At 68.4% G+C, this 14,841-nt stretch carries 12 protein-coding genes; 5 read left to right on the top strand and 7 right to left on the bottom strand.

Annotated elements, in window-relative coordinates:
- Nucleotides 1-144 precede the first annotated feature (144 nt).
- From CFB81_RS06405 to CFB81_RS06385, 5 genes are all read left to right on the top strand, one after another.
- Nucleotides 145-2,283: a hypothetical protein gene (locus tag CFB81_RS06405; protein WP_069617148.1), complete on the top strand. Its 2,139-nt coding sequence runs from the start codon at nt 145-147 to the stop codon at nt 2,281-2,283.
- Between the two features lie 92 nt (nt 2,284-2,375).
- Nucleotides 2,376-3,464, top strand: a complete 1,089-nt coding sequence (locus CFB81_RS06400) for a hypothetical protein (protein ID WP_089434854.1) — start codon at nt 2,376-2,378, stop codon at nt 3,462-3,464.
- A gap of 49 nt (nt 3,465-3,513) precedes the next feature.
- Nucleotides 3,514-5,331: a glutamine--fructose-6-phosphate transaminase (isomerizing) gene (glmS, locus tag CFB81_RS06395; RefSeq protein WP_089434853.1), complete on the top strand. Its 1,818-nt coding sequence runs from the start codon at nt 3,514-3,516 to the stop codon at nt 5,329-5,331.
- A gap of 256 nt (nt 5,332-5,587) precedes the next feature.
- Nucleotides 5,588-6,664 (top strand): glycosyltransferase family 2 protein, encoded by a 1,077-nt coding sequence (locus CFB81_RS06390; RefSeq protein ID WP_089434852.1) that lies wholly within the window; start codon nt 5,588-5,590, stop codon nt 6,662-6,664.
- Between the two features lie 16 nt (nt 6,665-6,680).
- Nucleotides 6,681-7,958, top strand: coding sequence for a glycosyltransferase family 87 protein (locus CFB81_RS06385; RefSeq protein WP_373452641.1), 1,278 nt, complete (start codon nt 6,681-6,683; stop codon nt 7,956-7,958).
- Here CFB81_RS06385 and CFB81_RS06380 read toward each other — a convergent pair.
- From CFB81_RS06380 to CFB81_RS06350, 7 genes are read right to left on the bottom strand one after another with little or no spacing between them, the layout of a single operon-like run.
- Nucleotides 7,922-8,962: a TadG family pilus assembly protein gene (locus CFB81_RS06380; protein WP_089434851.1), complete on the bottom strand. Its 1,041-nt coding sequence runs from the start codon at nt 8,960-8,962 to the stop codon at nt 7,922-7,924. The genes CFB81_RS06385 and CFB81_RS06380 overlap by 37 nt on opposite strands.
- Entirely contained in the window at nt 8,955-9,383 is a 429-nt protein-coding gene (locus CFB81_RS06375) for a TadE/TadG family type IV pilus assembly protein (RefSeq protein ID WP_089434850.1), read from the bottom strand. Before CFB81_RS06375 ends, CFB81_RS06380 begins: the two co-directional genes overlap by 8 nt.
- A complete protein-coding gene (locus CFB81_RS06370) occupies nt 9,380-10,249 on the bottom strand; it encodes a lipopolysaccharide assembly protein LapB (protein ID WP_089434849.1) in 870 nt (289 codons plus the stop codon). The genes CFB81_RS06375 and CFB81_RS06370 overlap by 4 nt, the downstream gene beginning before the upstream one ends.
- Entirely contained in the window at nt 10,246-11,187 is a 942-nt protein-coding gene (locus CFB81_RS06365) for a type II secretion system F family protein (RefSeq protein ID WP_089434848.1), read from the bottom strand. Before CFB81_RS06365 ends, CFB81_RS06370 begins: the two co-directional genes overlap by 4 nt.
- Nucleotides 11,184-12,161, bottom strand: coding sequence for a type II secretion system F family protein (locus tag CFB81_RS06360; RefSeq protein WP_089434847.1), 978 nt, complete (start codon nt 12,159-12,161; stop codon nt 11,184-11,186). Before CFB81_RS06360 ends, CFB81_RS06365 begins: the two co-directional genes overlap by 4 nt.
- Nucleotides 12,158-13,600, bottom strand: a complete 1,443-nt coding sequence (locus CFB81_RS06355) for a CpaF family protein (protein ID WP_089435331.1) — start codon at nt 13,598-13,600, stop codon at nt 12,158-12,160. Before CFB81_RS06355 ends, CFB81_RS06360 begins: the two co-directional genes overlap by 4 nt.
- Complete coding sequence (locus tag CFB81_RS06350; protein WP_089434846.1) at nt 13,597-14,820, bottom strand: AAA family ATPase; 1,224 nt, start codon at nt 14,818-14,820, stop codon at nt 13,597-13,599. Before CFB81_RS06350 ends, CFB81_RS06355 begins: the two co-directional genes overlap by 4 nt.
- Nucleotides 14,821-14,841 lie beyond the last annotated feature (21 nt).

The following is a 14,841-nucleotide window of genomic DNA, read 5'->3' as shown; positions in this document are numbered from 1 at the left end:
GCAGTCGGACCGCCCTGACACGCACCGCTCGATACCCGACGAACCGGACAGCCGCACAACACCTACGGGGCTGGATTGCTCGACCTGGCGGCACGCGTATCCCGGCTGCCGCACGCCCCCCATTCCTTGAGCGAGGAGCACACCATGTTGGCAAAGTCAGGCAAGTTCTTGCGGATCCTGTTCGCGCTGTTCGCGCTCGCGTTCGCATTCAGTCCGGGCGGCGTTCAGGCGGCCACCAACCAGCTTCTGCTGTTGGTGCCCGATACGCTGACGCTGCCCGATTCGCGCGTATCCGCATGGCTCGACAGTGCCCAGGAGGAAGGGCTGCAGATCAAGGTGATGACCGACAGCCAGTTCATGGCGGCCGGCGCGACGCTGTCTCAGTATCCGGGCCTGATCCTGCCCGATCAGGTGCATACGACCGCCGCCGACGCGCTCGTGACGGCGATTCAGAACTACGCGCTGAACGGCGGCAAGGTGATGCTCGTCTACGATTTCGGCGTGCTGAATTCGGCCGGCTTCTACGTCAGCCCGAAATCGCGCTTCAGCAGCATGGTCGGCGTGGACTATGTGCTGTATGACCAATACGGCGGCAACATGATCGGTCTCGGCAACGTAACCGGCATGAGCAGCTGGCTGCGCACGCTCCAGGTGCCCCCCGGCAAGTCGATGGCGTGGACCACGACTTCGTCGACCGCCACGACCGCCAGCGCGTTCGCGGCGACGAGCCCCTCGGGCACGTCGACGACTTCGACGTCGGGCAGCGCACAGTTCCTGTCCGCGAGCCCGTCGAACCCCGGCGGCCTCGCCAACTACAACCACGGCGCATGGTTCCAGTACACGACGCCGTCCACCGGCAGCGGCGTGCTGAACCAGACGGCCCCGAAGCTGACCGGCACCGTGGCCGGCAAGCTCAAGAAAACCACGACGTATACCGCCAATTCGCTGCTGAGCACGTCGACCGGCAAGACGGCCAACGCGCTCGCGTCGACGCTGGCCACCACCGCCGACACGCTCGAAGGCATCTCCGGCTACGTGTACGGCTTCCTCAGCTATCCGAGCTTCGTCACCCAGGGGACGTACACCGGCACGACGATCCTGACCTCGCCGACTTTCGGGCTGGTGTCCGGCTACAACACGTACGGCAACGGCGGCGTGCTGTTCGTCAACCTGCCGCTCGCCTACCTCGACGGCCAGACCGACGGCATGCTGATTCACGGCTACCTGCATTATTTCGGCACGCAGATGCTGAACCTGCCGTCGCTGTCGCCGTTGCCGAAGGCGATGGCCGGGCTCGTGTTCAACTGGCACTTCTGCGCGGGCGACCAGATCCAGCCGGCGCTCTACCTGAAGAGTCTCGGCGTATGGAACAACGGGCCGTTCTCGCTCGTGGTCACGGCCGGCCCCGATGAAGCGGCCTTCGGCGACGGTGGCGGCATCAATCTCGCCAACAACCCGTCCGCGCAGAATCTCCTCAAGTATTTCGTGAGCAAGGGCCATCGCGTCGGCAGCCACGGCGGCTGGATTCACGACTACTGGGGGGCGAATGCGAGCGAAACGAACGCGAGCACGTTCACGCAGTACCTGGTGATGAACCACCAGGCCGTCCAGGCGACGACAGCCTTGCCCGATGTCGAGTACGCGGCGCCGGAAGGCAACACGCCGACGTGGTCGGTCAACTGGCTCGAAAGCAACGGCTTCAACGGCTATTACTTCACCGGCCACACCGGCTCGGCGCCGACCCGCGCATACCGCAACGGCGCGCTGCTGAACCCAGGCCTGTGGGCTTACCCGGTGATGCCGTTCGGCAAGTACGCGACGTTCGAGGAGTTCCAGCAGTATGCGGTGCCGACTGCCGATGTGAACAACTGGTACGCATCGCTGATGAACTTCGTCGTCGCGAACCGCACGAGCCGGCTGATCTATGCACACCCGCTCGGCGCATCGTCCTACACGTCGACGCTGTCCGCGATCTTCAATCAAGCCAACATGCTGAAGCTCACGGGTCAGTTCAAGTGGTACACGATGACCGACATCACGGTGTTCGACCGCGCACGCCTGAACGTCACGTGGTCGGCCACCGATACGGGCAGCGGCTGGGCATTCGCCGCCAGCCACCCGACCAGCCTCGCGAACATGACGTGGCTGCTGCCGAAGAAGGCCTTCTCGCTGCCCTTGATCACGCAAGGCCTCGGTAGCGTCGTCATCACCGACTCGACGTACTGGCTCGTGACCGCGAACAGCGGGACCAGTCTCAAGTTCACCAGCGCCAAGGTGCACTGAGCCGCGACATCGACACACCCGCCGGCGCGCGACGCGGCCAACGCCGCGCCCGGCGGAATTTGCGCAGGACCACCGCGCAGGAGCCCCCCATCATGAACCGGCCCGCGCTTTTCCCGGCCGCACGCGCACGCGTGACGGCCACCGCCCGGCTATGCCGCCTGTGGTGCATCGCCTGCTGTGTCGCCGCATGCGGCGTCGCACCGCAGGCGAGCGCCGCCGAACTGCAGCTCAACGGACTCTACCAACGTCCCGACGGGGCGATCACCGTGCGCCTGAACGGCGCCGGCATCGATCCGTATTTCGCGGCGAAGGCATTGCTCGGCGCCGCCGATGCCGGCCTCGACGCCCGTCAGGCCGCGCTCGCATGGATCGCGTGGCTGTTGCCGCGCCAGCGGCCGGACGGCGGCTTCGATCGCTATTGCGTGAAGAGCGGCCAGTACAGTTCATGCGCCGAAGCCGACGCCGACGACGCGATGATGGCGACCTGGATCGAACTGCTCGCCCGCTTCGCGCCGCCCGACGGCCTGCCCGCCGCATGGGAACTCAGCCTGAATCGCGCCGGTGCGCATCTGGATACGCTGCTCAGCAAGCCCATGGGCGTCTATCAGATCTCGTCGACGCTGCACGTCGCGCTGCTGATGGACAACGTCGAGGTACACAGCGCGTTCCAGGCGCTCGCCGCGTATTACGTCCGGCATGGCGACTCCACGCGCGCCGGCCCGTGGAGCCAGCGCGCCGACCGGCTCGCGTCCGCGATCCTGAAGGTGTTCTGGCGCGGCACGCAGTCGGGCTTTCGCGCGAGCACGCAGCGCATCAGCGACACGACGTTCTATCCGGCGAAAGTGGCGCAGATCTTTCCGCTCCTGTCGGGCATTCAGATTCCACAGCAATCGAACGATGTGTTCTACGCGCAGTGGATGCAGAAGTACGCCAAGACCTGGCTGCAACTGGCCAGCTCCGATTATCCGTGGGGCTTGATCGCACTGGTCGCATTCAAGATGAACGACAGGAACACGGTCGCGTGCTGGCATGCGCTATCGGGCCCGTACCGGCACGGCGCACACTGGAACGTCCTGGAGGAAGCGCTTTATCTGGCATTCGAAAGCCGGATGGCCGACCCGGTCGCGCCCGCTCAATGCGGCTTCACGACGGCGGCGACAACGGAGACCGTGTCACGCTGATCCACGCGTGCGCACGGTCCGGGGGAATCTACAGGGAAGGAGACGTGTCATGTGTGGCATCGTCGGCGCGGTCGCGCAACGGGACATCGTCCCGATTCTGATCGAAGGTTTGCGCCGCCTTGAATATCGCGGCTACGATTCATGCGGCGTGGCGACGGTCGTCGACGGCCAGGCACGCCGCGAGCGCAGCATGTCGCGCGTGGCGGATCTCGACGCCCACGTGCGCAGCGCCGGCCTGGCCGGCAGCACCGGCATCGCGCACACGCGCTGGGCTACCCACGGCGCACCGGCGACCTGCAACGCGCATCCGATCTTCTCGCGCGACGAAATCGCGCTCGTGCACAACGGCATCATCGAGAACCACGAGACGTTGCGCAAGCAACTATCCGCCGAACACTACGAGTTCGACGGCCAGACCGACACCGAGGTGGTCGCGCACCTGATCCACAGCAAGTATCGCGGCGACCTGCTCGCCGCCGTCCGCGACGCGACCTCGCAATTGCACGGCGCGTATGCGATCGCGGTGTTCAGCAAGCGCGAGCCGCAGCGGCTGATCGGTGCGCGGGCCGGCTCGCCGCTCGTCGTCGGCGTGAAGGACGGCGAGTGCTTTCTCGCGTCCGACGCGCTCGCGCTCGCCGGCATCACCGACCGCTTCATCTTTCTCGAGGAAGGCGACATCGTCGAACTGACGCCGGGCGGCGTGCGGGTGCTCGATCGCACCGGCGCGCCGATCGAACGCGCGATACAAACCGTTCCGTCCGTGCAGGGCGTGGTCGAGCTCGGGCCATACCGGCATTTCATGCAGAAGGAAATTTTCGAGCAGCCGCAGGCCGTGGCCGCGACGATCCCCGATGCAGGACTGTTCGATCCGGCCGTATTCGGCCCCGACGCCCCGCGCGCGTTCGAGCAGATCGACAACGTGCTGATCCTCGCATGCGGCACGAGCCACTACGCCGGCCTGACTGCACGCCGCTGGCTCGAGACGATCGCGCGCATCCCCGCGCAGGTCGAGATCGCGAGCGAATACCGCTACAGCGACGCGCTCGCGATGCCGAATACGCTGGTGGTCAGCGTGTCGCAATCCGGCGAAACCGCCGACACGCTCGCCGCGCTCAAGTACGCGCAGGCGCTCGGCCACATCGACACGCTGGCGATCTGCAACGTGCCGACCAGCGCGATGATGCGCCAGACCGGCCTGCGCTTCCTGACGCGGGCCGGCCCGGAAATCGGCGTCGCGTCGACCAAGGCGTTCACGACGCAGCTCGCCGCGCTGTTCATTCTCGCCGTCACGCTCGGGCGGCTGCGCGGCTACGTCGACGATGCGCAGCTCGCGCGCTATACGACGCAGTTGCGGCGCCTGCCCGGCGCGCTCGAAGACGTGCTGGGGCTGGAGCCGCAGATCGAGCGCTGGGCGGCGGAATTCTCGCAGCATGAAAACGCGCTGTTTCTCGGGCGCGGGCTGCACTACCCGATCGCGCTCGAGGGCGCGTTGAAGCTGAAGGAGATTTCGTATATTCACGCGGAAGCGTATCCGGCCGGCGAGCTGAAACACGGGCCGCTGGCGCTCGTCACGCATACGATGCCCGTCGCGACGATCGCGCCGAACGATGCGCTGCTCGAAAAGCTCAAGTCGAACATGCAGGAAGTGCGGGCGCGCGGCGGCCAGCTTTACGTGTTCGCGGACGCCGATACGCGGATCGACAATGGCGAAGGCGTGTCGGTGCTGCGCATGCCCGATTACTACGGGCTGTTGTCGCCGATTCTGCACGTCGTGCCGTTGCAGTTGCTCGCGTATCACGCGGCGTGCCTGCGGGGCGCGGATATCGACAAGCCGAGGAACCTGGCGAAATCGGTAACGGTCGAGTGACGCGCGGTTCCTGGACGCGGGCGGGCCCGCGAAGGTCTTCAACCGATCAATCGGGCCCGCGCGGCACGCCGCGTGCGCGATTCGCGCCTTGTCGAATCCCGAATACTTCGTACAATATTGAGAGCCCATGTCGTCCGTTCCACGGTGGAAAGGCTGGCCGGGACCGCCTTCGCCCCGAATCGGGTCGCCCCGTTCGGCAAACGACAACGCAAACCTACCGTGCAACGCAGGCCGAATCTCTCCGGGGGGCCGCAACGTGTCGACGCATGCCAGGAAGCCGCTGATATCGCTCGTCGTGCCTTTTCACGACGAAGAAGAAACGATCGACGCATTCTTTGCGGAAACGCTGCCCGTTCTCGAGTCGGTGGCGTCGGTGCGCTTCGAGATCGTCTGCGTCAACGACGGCAGCCGCGATCGCACGCTGGACCGGCTGCTGTCGGTCGCCGCCGGCGACCCGCGCGTGCACGTCGTGGATCTCACACGCCGCTTCGGCAAGGAAGCGGCGCTCACCGCGGGTCTCGACGAAGCGGCCGGCGCGGCCGTGATCCTGATCGACGCCGACCTGCAAGACCCGCCCGCGCTGATCCCCGCGATGCTCGAACGCTGGCACGCCGGCGCCGAGGTCGTCGCCGCGAAGCGCACCGACCGCCGGTGCGATCCGCTGATGCAGCGCGTGGCCGCCGCGCTCTACTACCGCGTGCACAACCGGCTCTCCGAAGTCGAGATGCCGGAGAACGTCGGCGATTTTCGGCTGATGGACCGCGAGGTCGTCGACGCGCTGCGCGCGCTGCCCGAGCGGCGGCGCTTCATGAAAGGCCTGTTCGCGTGGGTCGGCTACCGTACCGAGATCGTCGAATACACGCGTGCGACGCGCAGCGGCGGCCGCTCGAAATTCTCCGGATGGCGGCGCTGGAATTTCGCGCTCGAGGGCATCACGAGCTTCAGCACGGTGCCGCTGCGCGTGTGGACCTATGTCGGCCTCACGTTCGCGATGCTGTCGCTCGCGTATGGCGCCTTCATCGTGGCGCGCACGCTGCTGTACGGCAATCCGGTGCACGGCTACCCGTCGCTGATTTCCGTCGTGCTGTTCGTCGGCGGCATCCAGTTGATCGGCATCGGCGTGATCGGCGAATACCTCGGCCGGATCTATCACGAATCGAAGCAACGCCCCGTCTATCTCGTGAGGCGGCACTACCGTGCCGAGCGCGATGCGGCCGCGCGACCGGCATCGAAGCTGCTGCCGTTTCCGCTCAAGCGTGCGCCCTCGGCGCGCCGCCGGGCCGCGACACCCGCGGCCGCGGGCATCGCCGCCCGCAAGACGTCGTTCAAGTAGCACCGGGCCGCGTCAATTGGACATCCTCCGGCAATCGACACGCGCGGCCGAGCGGCCGGTCGTCGCGTGGCTCACGTCGCGACGCGTCGTCCTGTACAGCGTGCTGGTGCTGATGTCGTACGCGGTGTTCATCGCGATCTGGACGGCGGTCGCGCGTCACGCGTCCGCCACCGGCGGCGTGATGCCGCGCCCGGGCGCCGACTTCTCGGTGTTCTGGTCCGCGTCGTACGTCATGCTGCACGGCGCGCCATCGCAGGCGTACGATTTTTCCGCCTTCTCGCGGCTGACGACCGGGCTGTTCCCGCACCTTCCCCGCGACGTCTTCGCGCCGTGGCTGTACCCGCCCACCTATCTGCTGCTCGTGACGCCGCTGGCGCTGCTGCCGTTCGCGCTCGGTTATCCGCTGTTCGTCGCGCTCGGCGTGCTCATGCTCGGCCTCGCCGCGTGGCGCGTATCCGGCCTCCGCGCGATCCCCGGCGCAGCGCGCGCCGGCGCATTCGCGCTGATCGCCGCGCCGTGCGTGTTCGTCACCGCGACGCTCGGGCAGAACGCGTTCCTGACCGCAGCGTGTGCGGCGCTGGCCGTTTATTCGGCCGAGCGTCGACCGCCGTGGGCCGGCCTCTGCATCGCACTGCTGTCCGTCAAGCCGCAGATGGCGCTGCTGTTCCCGTTCGTGCTGGTCGCCGTGCGCGCATGGCGCACGATCATGTGGGCCGCGCTCGCGACCGGCGCATTCGTCGCGTCGAGCGTGCTCGTCTGCGGCATCGAGTCGCCGCGCCTGTTCGTCGCGAGCGCCGGCCTCGTCCGCTCGATCATCCTCGAGCATGGCGTCGGGTTCTGGCTCGCGTCGCCGACGCCGTTCGCGGCGTTCCGCCTCGCGGGCGTGCCGCTCGGCGCCGCGTATGTCGCCCATGCCGGCATCGCCGCGATCGCGATCGCCGCCGCCTGCGTCGTCTGGACGCAATCGCGCGACACCCGCGTGCGCGCGGCCGTACTGGCGGTCGCGACGCTCGTGGCGAACCCGTACGTGTGGCACTACGAGCTCGCGTGGCTCGCGATCCCGATCGCCTGCATGCTGTCGATCGGCTGGCGCGACGGCTGGCTGCGGGGCGAACAGGCCGCGATCGCGCTGATGTGGGCACTGCCGATCGCCGAATACCTGAACCCGTGGCTGCAGGTGCCGCAGATCGGCCCGGCCGTGACGCTCTTCGCACTGCTGATGCTGGTGCGCCGCGCACGGCACGACGCGCGCAACACTCACAGCGCGAGCCGCGGCGGAACGTACACGCCGTAATACGGCCCGACACCGGTCGCGACGCCGGTCATCTTGACGCCGGCGACGAAGTGCCCCTGGATGTACTTGTAGGTGCCGCCCAGCGACACGTCGATGCGGAACGCGGCGAACGCGACGATCGGCACGGAGGTGCTGCTCGACGTCTGCGTGACGACGGGCAGCACGACCGTCGTGCCGACCGGCACCGACGTGTAGAGCGTCGCCTTCACGCCGGTCGCGAGATTGATGCTGTCGCCGATATTGAGCGTGGTCGGATTGCCGGTCACCATCAGGCCGCCCATCGTCGTCGTGTCGGTCGCGGTCGACTGGAACGACGTCCACTGGCCGCCCATGCAAAGCGCGCCATACGTCTGGCCGTTCGTGATCGAAAACTCGTACGGCAAACCCGTCAGCGGATTGATCAGCGGCTGGTTGGTCTGCGCGTTCCAGTACTGGTTGTACACGCACTGGTCGATCGCGATCGGAAAGAGCCCGCCCGCCGCGACGCCGCCCGGCGCGGCAAGCACCGCGATCGCGGTCGCGCCGCCGGATGCGCCGGGGATGCCCAGCAGCCCGCCGAGCAGCAGCGGAATCGAGCCGCCATTGATGCCCGGCGCGCGCGACACGGTCACCTGCACTGCCGGCACGTCGTAGGGGCCCGGCGTGATCGTGGTCGGCTGCATCGATGCCGGCGTGCGCGTCACGTTCCAGTAGCCGGTCGTCACCGTGCCGGTCGCCAGCGGTGCGCCCGCCGCCGAATTCCGCGCGATCACGCCGTTCGCCGCGGGCGCGGCCTGCGACCAGTTCAGCGGCCCGCCGGTCGGCGACATCATCGCATCGGCCGCCGCGAGCGCGGCCGCATCCGCGGCATTCTGCAGCTGGTTGCGCACCGTGGCGATCCATGCGATGTCGATCGCCAGCGCGCCGAACGACAGCAGCGGAATCAGGAACATCAGGAAGAACAGCGCGACGGAGCCGCGCTCGCGCGTCGTGCCGCCGGATCGCGTGTCGACCGCGTCATTCATAGAGCATCACCGAGCTGGCCGTGAGCGTCACCGGGCCGGTCAGCGCACTGAATGCCGAGCCGAGCACCATCCCGGAATACGTGTAGGTCACCGTGACCGTCAGCGCGGTGCCCGCCGTCGTGCCGTTCGCCTGCGTCACGGTCACGGTCGGTGTCGTCGGCGTGCCGCCGGTGATCAGGCTGTTCTGCGTATAGTTGAGCGCGACGTTGGCGATCTGCGTCGGGGTCAGCATCGGCACGCGCAGCACGACGCCGGCCCGCGCGGCTTCGCGGCTCGCGTTCGTGATCACCGCCTTGTCGCACAGCAGCAGGCTCACGTCGATGATGCCGATCAGCACCATCAGCAGGAACGGCAGCATCAATACGAACTCGAGGGATACGACGCCGCGCGCGTGGCGGTCGCGCATCGTCGCGCGTGTCATTTTGCGGCCGCCGCGACGGGCGGCACCGTATGCGGCTCGAGCGCGGCGCCCTTCGACGGCCGCCCCGCATCGGCAGCCGGGCGCGCCGCGAGCCGCGCACGCACCGCCTGGTACACGCGCAGATTGTCGGCCACCGCCGACGCCGGCAGATCCGCGGACAGCAGCTTCTTCGCCGAATCGGTGTTGCCGAGCACGCCATACGCGAACGCGAGATTCTGGCGCGCCTGCCACGGCGCATCGGGCAGCCCGGCCACGTCGAGCAGCACGTTCACGCCCTCGCGCGGACGATTGCTCAGCACGAGCGACAGCCCGAGGTCGACGCGCAGCCCCTGCGCGTCCGGATGGGCGCGCAGCGCGTCCCGGTACACGGCCTGGGCGTCCTCGTGGCGGCCCTGCAGGTCGAGCACCGTGCCGAGCCCCTGCGCCGCGAGCGGCAGGTTCGGTTGTGCCGCGAGCAAGGCGCGATAGCGGCCGGCGGCCTCGTCGAGCCGCCGCTGCCGCAACGCGACGCGCGCGAGCCCGACCTGCGGCCCGAGTTCCGCGGGCGCCTGTTGCCGCGCCTGCTCGTAGAGCACGCGTGCGCGCTCCAGATCGCCGGCGCGGTAGTTGACGTCGGCGAGCCCCAGTTGCGCCGCGAGCGAGTCGGGATGCCGGGCGAGCACCTTGCCGTACAGCGTCGACGCGAGATCGACGTTGCCGCCGGCCAGCGCGCTGTCGGCAATGCGCAATTCGGCCTGCGGGTCGTCGCTCTTGTGCGACAGCGCCGGCCGCGTCTGGATGCCCGGCGCGCAGCCGCCGGCCAGCAGCGGCAGCACGGCCGCGAATGCGAATGCGAATGCGAACGCGCGTCGCGCGGAGCCTTTCATTTGAACACCTCGAGCAGACGGATGGCCGCCGGGCCTGCCGCGATCAGGCCGACCGTCGGCAGGATGAACAGCATCATCGGCAGCGTGATCTTCGGCGCGAGCTTCGCGGCCTGTTCCTCGAGCGCGACGATCTGCTCGGTGCGCTCGCTGCGCGACAGGGTTCGCAGCGCCTGCGTGATCGGCGTGCCGAACCGCTGCGATTGCGTGAGCGTCGTGGCGAGCGAGCGCGCCGACGCGAAATCGACGCGGAGCGCGAAATGCGCGAGCGCTTCCGACACGTTGCCGCTCAGCGTCAGCTCGTCCGCGCAGACCGTCAGCTCGTCGGCGAGCGGCGGGCAGATGCGCTCGAGCTCGCGCGCGACGCGCCGCACGCCCGACACGAGGCTGTTGCCGGCCATCGTGCAGATCACGAGCAGGTCGAGCGCATCCGGAAAACATGCGGCGATGATCCGCCGGCGCCGCCGGATCATCGCGCCGAGCACGTATTCCGGCACGATCACGCCGATCACGAACGCGGCGATCATCGCCACCGCACGGATCACGAAGTATTCGCCGAAGCGCGGAATATACGGGCTGAACACGATCGCCACGCCGGCGAACAGCACGCCGCAACTGAGCTTGATGCCGATCATCGACGACACCGCGCGCCGTTCGCGAAAACCCGCGCGCGTCAACTGCAGCCCGAGCTTCACGCGCTGCATCGGATCGAGCACGGGCAGCCGCTCGCCGAGCTGCGCGAGCCGTCGCGTCAGATCCTGGCGCACGTCGCCCGGCAGACGCCCGCCTCCCACCGACGGCGGCCGCTGTCCGGCGGCCTGCTGCACGCGCACGGCGATCCGCCGGCGCGTGCCGCCGCCCGGCGTCGCGAGCGCCGCCGCGACGCACGCGATCAGCAGCAGCAGTTCGAGGCCGCGGGCGGCCAGCATCGACGTCGTCATCGCGCGGTATCCAGTTTCGAAATCTTGTGAATCGCCAGCAGGCCGATTGTCAGCAGCACCGCCGCGATCGTCAGCATCACGCGTCCGGCATGCGTGTCGAACAGCAACATCACGTACGCGCGGTTCACGAGAAACAGCGCGCCGATCATCACGAACGGCACCGCCGAGATGATCTTCGTCGTGATCCGCCCCTCGGCCGTCAGCGCGCGTGTCTTCAGCCGGATGTCGCGGCGCGTGCGGATGATGCTCGACAGCTCGTCGAGCGTCTCGCCGAGACTGCCGCCGGTCTCGCGCTGCAGCAGCAGGTAGACGGTGAAGAACGAGAAGTCCGCGATCCTCAGCCGGTCCGCCGCGTGCGTCAGCACATCCTTCAGATCCGCGCCGACGCGCAGGCTGTCCCCCATCGTGCGGAAGGTCGAGCGCACCGGCTCGGCCGCGCTGTCGCCGACCGTGCTGATCGCCTGCGTGACCGGAATGCCCGCGCGCACCGCCCGCACGATCAGGTCGATCGCATCGGGGAACGCCTCCAGAAAGCGCAGCCGGAAACGCTCGACCAGCATGCGGTAGCTCGCGCGCATCGCAATCAGCGGCAGTCCGACGTAAATCGCCGGATGCACGACGCTCGGCAGCGCGACGAGCTTCACCGCGACGATCCCGGCGATCGCGCCGGCGATCGTGCTCGCGATGACGATCCGCAGCCCGCGTTCCCCGCCGACGGCGCGCACGCGCGTCACGTAGCGCTGCATCCAGGCACGCACGCGGCTTTGCCGGCGCGGCAGGTTGAACAGCGCGACACCGGACCCCGCGGCCTCACCGGCGTCGCGGCCCGCAAGCGACGGTGCAAGGCGCTGCAGCCGCGCGCGAATGCGCTGCTCCGGCGTATGGCGCGCACGCTCGAGCAACGCGGACAGCCCGAGGCCCGCCGCAAGGATCGCGACGAACGCGCCGAGCGTGAAGAGATCGGCAGCCCTCATTGCCGGAATACCTCGGAGAGCACATCCTCGACGCCGTAGTACGCGGCCCGCGGCGCGAACGCGGGCCGCAGCGACGACGCCTCGAACACGCCCTTCACCACGTCGCGCGTCGTGTCGCCCTCCTGGCGGAACGCGAACAGGTCCTGCGTGATGACCACCTCGCCTTCCATCCCGACGATCTCGGTGATCCGCGTCACGCGGCGCACGCCGTCGCGCATCCGCTCGACCTGCACGAACAGGTGCACGGCGCTCGCGATCTGACGCCGGATCGACAGCAACTGCAGGTTCGCGTTCGCCATCATGACCATGCTTTCGAGCCGGCTGATCGCGTCGCGCGGCGAGTTCGCGTGGATCGTCGTCATCGAGCCGTCGTGGCCCGTGTTCATCGCCTGCAGCACGTCGAACGCCTCCGCGCCGCGGATTTCGCCGAGGATGATGCGGTCGGGCCGCATCCGCAGCGCGTTGCGCACGAGATCGCGCTGCGAGATGCCGCCGAGCCCTTCCGTATTCTCCGGCCGGGTCTCCAGACTCACCAAGTGCGGCTGCAGCAGTTGCAGCTCGGCCGCGTCCTCGATCGTCACGATCCGCTCGTGCTCCTCGATGTGCTGCGACAGTGCGTTGAGCAGCGTCGTCTTGCCCGACCCGGTACCGCCCGAGATCACGATGTTCAGCCGGCATGCGCACGCGATCTTCAGGACCTGCAGCATTCCGTGCGAGATGTTGCCCTGATGCGCCATCCGCGCGAGCGTGATGTCGCGCTTCGCGAACTTGCGGATCGAGATCGACGCGCCGCGCATCGCGATCGGCGGCAGCACCACGTTCACGCGGCTGCCGTCGGCGAGCCGCGCATCGACCATCGGGCTGCTCTCGTCGACGCGGCGTCCGACCGCCGCCGCGATCCGCTGCGCGACGCTCGTCACGTGCGCGTTGTCGCGAAACTTCAGCGGCGTGAGCTCGAGCCGGCCCGCGCGCTCGACGTACACCTGGTCGGGACCGTTGACGAGGATGTCGGACACGGTGTCGTCGGCGAGCAGCGGCTCGATCGGCCCGACGCCGAACATGTCGTTCAGGATCGCGTCGACGATCAGCACCTGCTCGCCCGCGGTGATCTTCAGGCGCTCGCGCTCGACCGTGTGCGCGGCCACCTGCTCGATGCCCGCGCGCACCTCGTCGCGCGTCTTCATCAGCGCCGCCGACATGTTCATCGACGCGAACACCGCGGTGCGGATCGCATCGAACTTGCCGGAACGGATGAGGGCCTCCTGCGTATCGGCCGTCGCAGCCGCGCGCGCGGACGCGGACGCGGATGAGGAGGCGGACGTGGACAGGGACGCCGGCACCGGGCTCGCGGCCAGCGCGGGCGCATCGTCACGCGGCGCGGCACCGGACCCCGCCGGCGCGGGGTCCGGCGTCGACCGCTTGCGGGTACCGAACGTCACGATCCCTTCCTCCATTTGACGAAGCGCGCATACCACGGCTCGGCGACGGCCATCGATTCGCCGGTGATGCCGTTCGCGAGCAGCCGGATTTCGTCCAGGAAGCCGCGGCGTTTCGAGCTTTCGATCGGCTCGCCGAGGTTCTCCGCGATCGCGAGCGACTGCGCGTCGTGCGGCAGCTCGCGCAGCCGCACCCCGCCGAACGCCTCCTCGAAATCGGACGGCGCGACGCGCCCCTTGACCGGCTCGAGCGGATTGTTCAACACCATCGACAGCACCCGCTCGCCCGGCATTTCCTTCACGAAGCGCGCCAGCCGCGCGGCTTCGTACGCGGCGTGCACCGACCGATCGGCGACGATATAGACGAGATCGGACGCCGTCAGCGCATCCTCGAACAGCTTGCCGGCACGGACGCCCACGTCGAACAGCACGTAATGGAAGCGGTCCTTCAGCATGTCGACGAGCTGCGCGATCGCATCCTCGCGCAGCAACGCGTCCTCGCCGTATGCAAGTTCGGCCGACAGCACGTGCAGGCGGTCGCCCTTCGTGACGAACATGCGGTCGAACAGCGCGTCGTCGGGGCGCAGTTCCATGTTCAGCAATTCGATCAGCCCGTTGTTGCTCGACAGCCCCAGCATCGAGTTCGCGCCGCCGCCGTGCAGGTTCAGGTCGACGTAGGCGACGCGGCGCCGCTTCTCGCCCGCCAGGCAGCGCGCGAGGCTGACCGCGATCGTCGTCGTGCCGACGCCGCCGCGCGCGCCGACGAAGCTGACGATCTTGCCCGTGCGCACCTGCACGACCGCCTCCGTCGTGGTCAGCGCGCGCCGCATCAGCTCGACGGTCAGCGGCTTCACGATGTAGTCCTGCACGCCGATGCCGAGCAGGTTGCGGAACAGCCCGACGTCGTTCTGCGTGCCGATCGCGACGACCCGCACCGACGGATCGCACACGTCCGCGAGCCGCATCAGGTCCGACACCGGCAGCACCGAATCCGACACGTCGACGATCAGCTGGCGCGGCGAGCGCTCGTGCTGCTGCAGCAGCCGGATCGCGTCGTCGCAGTTGCCCGGCTGCACGTGGGCGCGCGCGATCGACAGGTCCTGCGCGACGCGGCGGATCACATCCTCGCTGCCGGTGTCGGACACGACCGCGATGAGGTCCGCCGCACCGGCTGCGGCGGCGTGCTTGGCGTTCTGGCGGTCGAGGACGTTCATGGGCGGCATCGCGATCGCATCGGAAGTGGG

The sequence above is a fragment of the Burkholderia sp. AU28863 genome (genome assembly GCF_002223195.1).
Taxonomy (GTDB): Bacteria; Pseudomonadota; Gammaproteobacteria; order Burkholderiales; family Burkholderiaceae; genus Burkholderia; species Burkholderia sola.
This window is presented reverse-complemented; position numbering and strand designations above follow the sequence as displayed.

Coding starts and splice junctions, on each gene's coding strand:
- CFB81_RS06350 (WP_089434846.1), bottom strand. CDS start 14,820: ATGCCGCCCATGAACGTCCTCGACCGCCAGAACGCCAAGCACGCCGCC.
- CFB81_RS06365 (WP_089434848.1), bottom strand. CDS start 11,187: ATGACGACGTCGATGCTGGCCGCCCGCGGCCTCGAACTGCTGCTGCTG.
- CFB81_RS06380 (WP_089434851.1), bottom strand. CDS start 8,962: ATGAATGACGCGGTCGACACGCGATCCGGCGGCACGACGCGCGAGCGC.
- CFB81_RS06405 (WP_069617148.1), top strand. CDS start 145: ATGTTGGCAAAGTCAGGCAAGTTCTTGCGGATCCTGTTCGCGCTGTTC.
- CFB81_RS06375 (WP_089434850.1), bottom strand. CDS start 9,383: ATGACACGCGCGACGATGCGCGACCGCCACGCGCGCGGCGTCGTATCC.
- CFB81_RS06400 (WP_089434854.1), top strand. CDS start 2,376: ATGAACCGGCCCGCGCTTTTCCCGGCCGCACGCGCACGCGTGACGGCC.
- CFB81_RS06360 (WP_089434847.1), bottom strand. CDS start 12,161: ATGAGGGCTGCCGATCTCTTCACGCTCGGCGCGTTCGTCGCGATCCTT.
- CFB81_RS06370 (WP_089434849.1), bottom strand. CDS start 10,249: ATGAAAGGCTCCGCGCGACGCGCGTTCGCATTCGCATTCGCATTCGCG.
- glmS (WP_089434853.1), top strand. CDS start 3,514: ATGTGTGGCATCGTCGGCGCGGTCGCGCAACGGGACATCGTCCCGATT.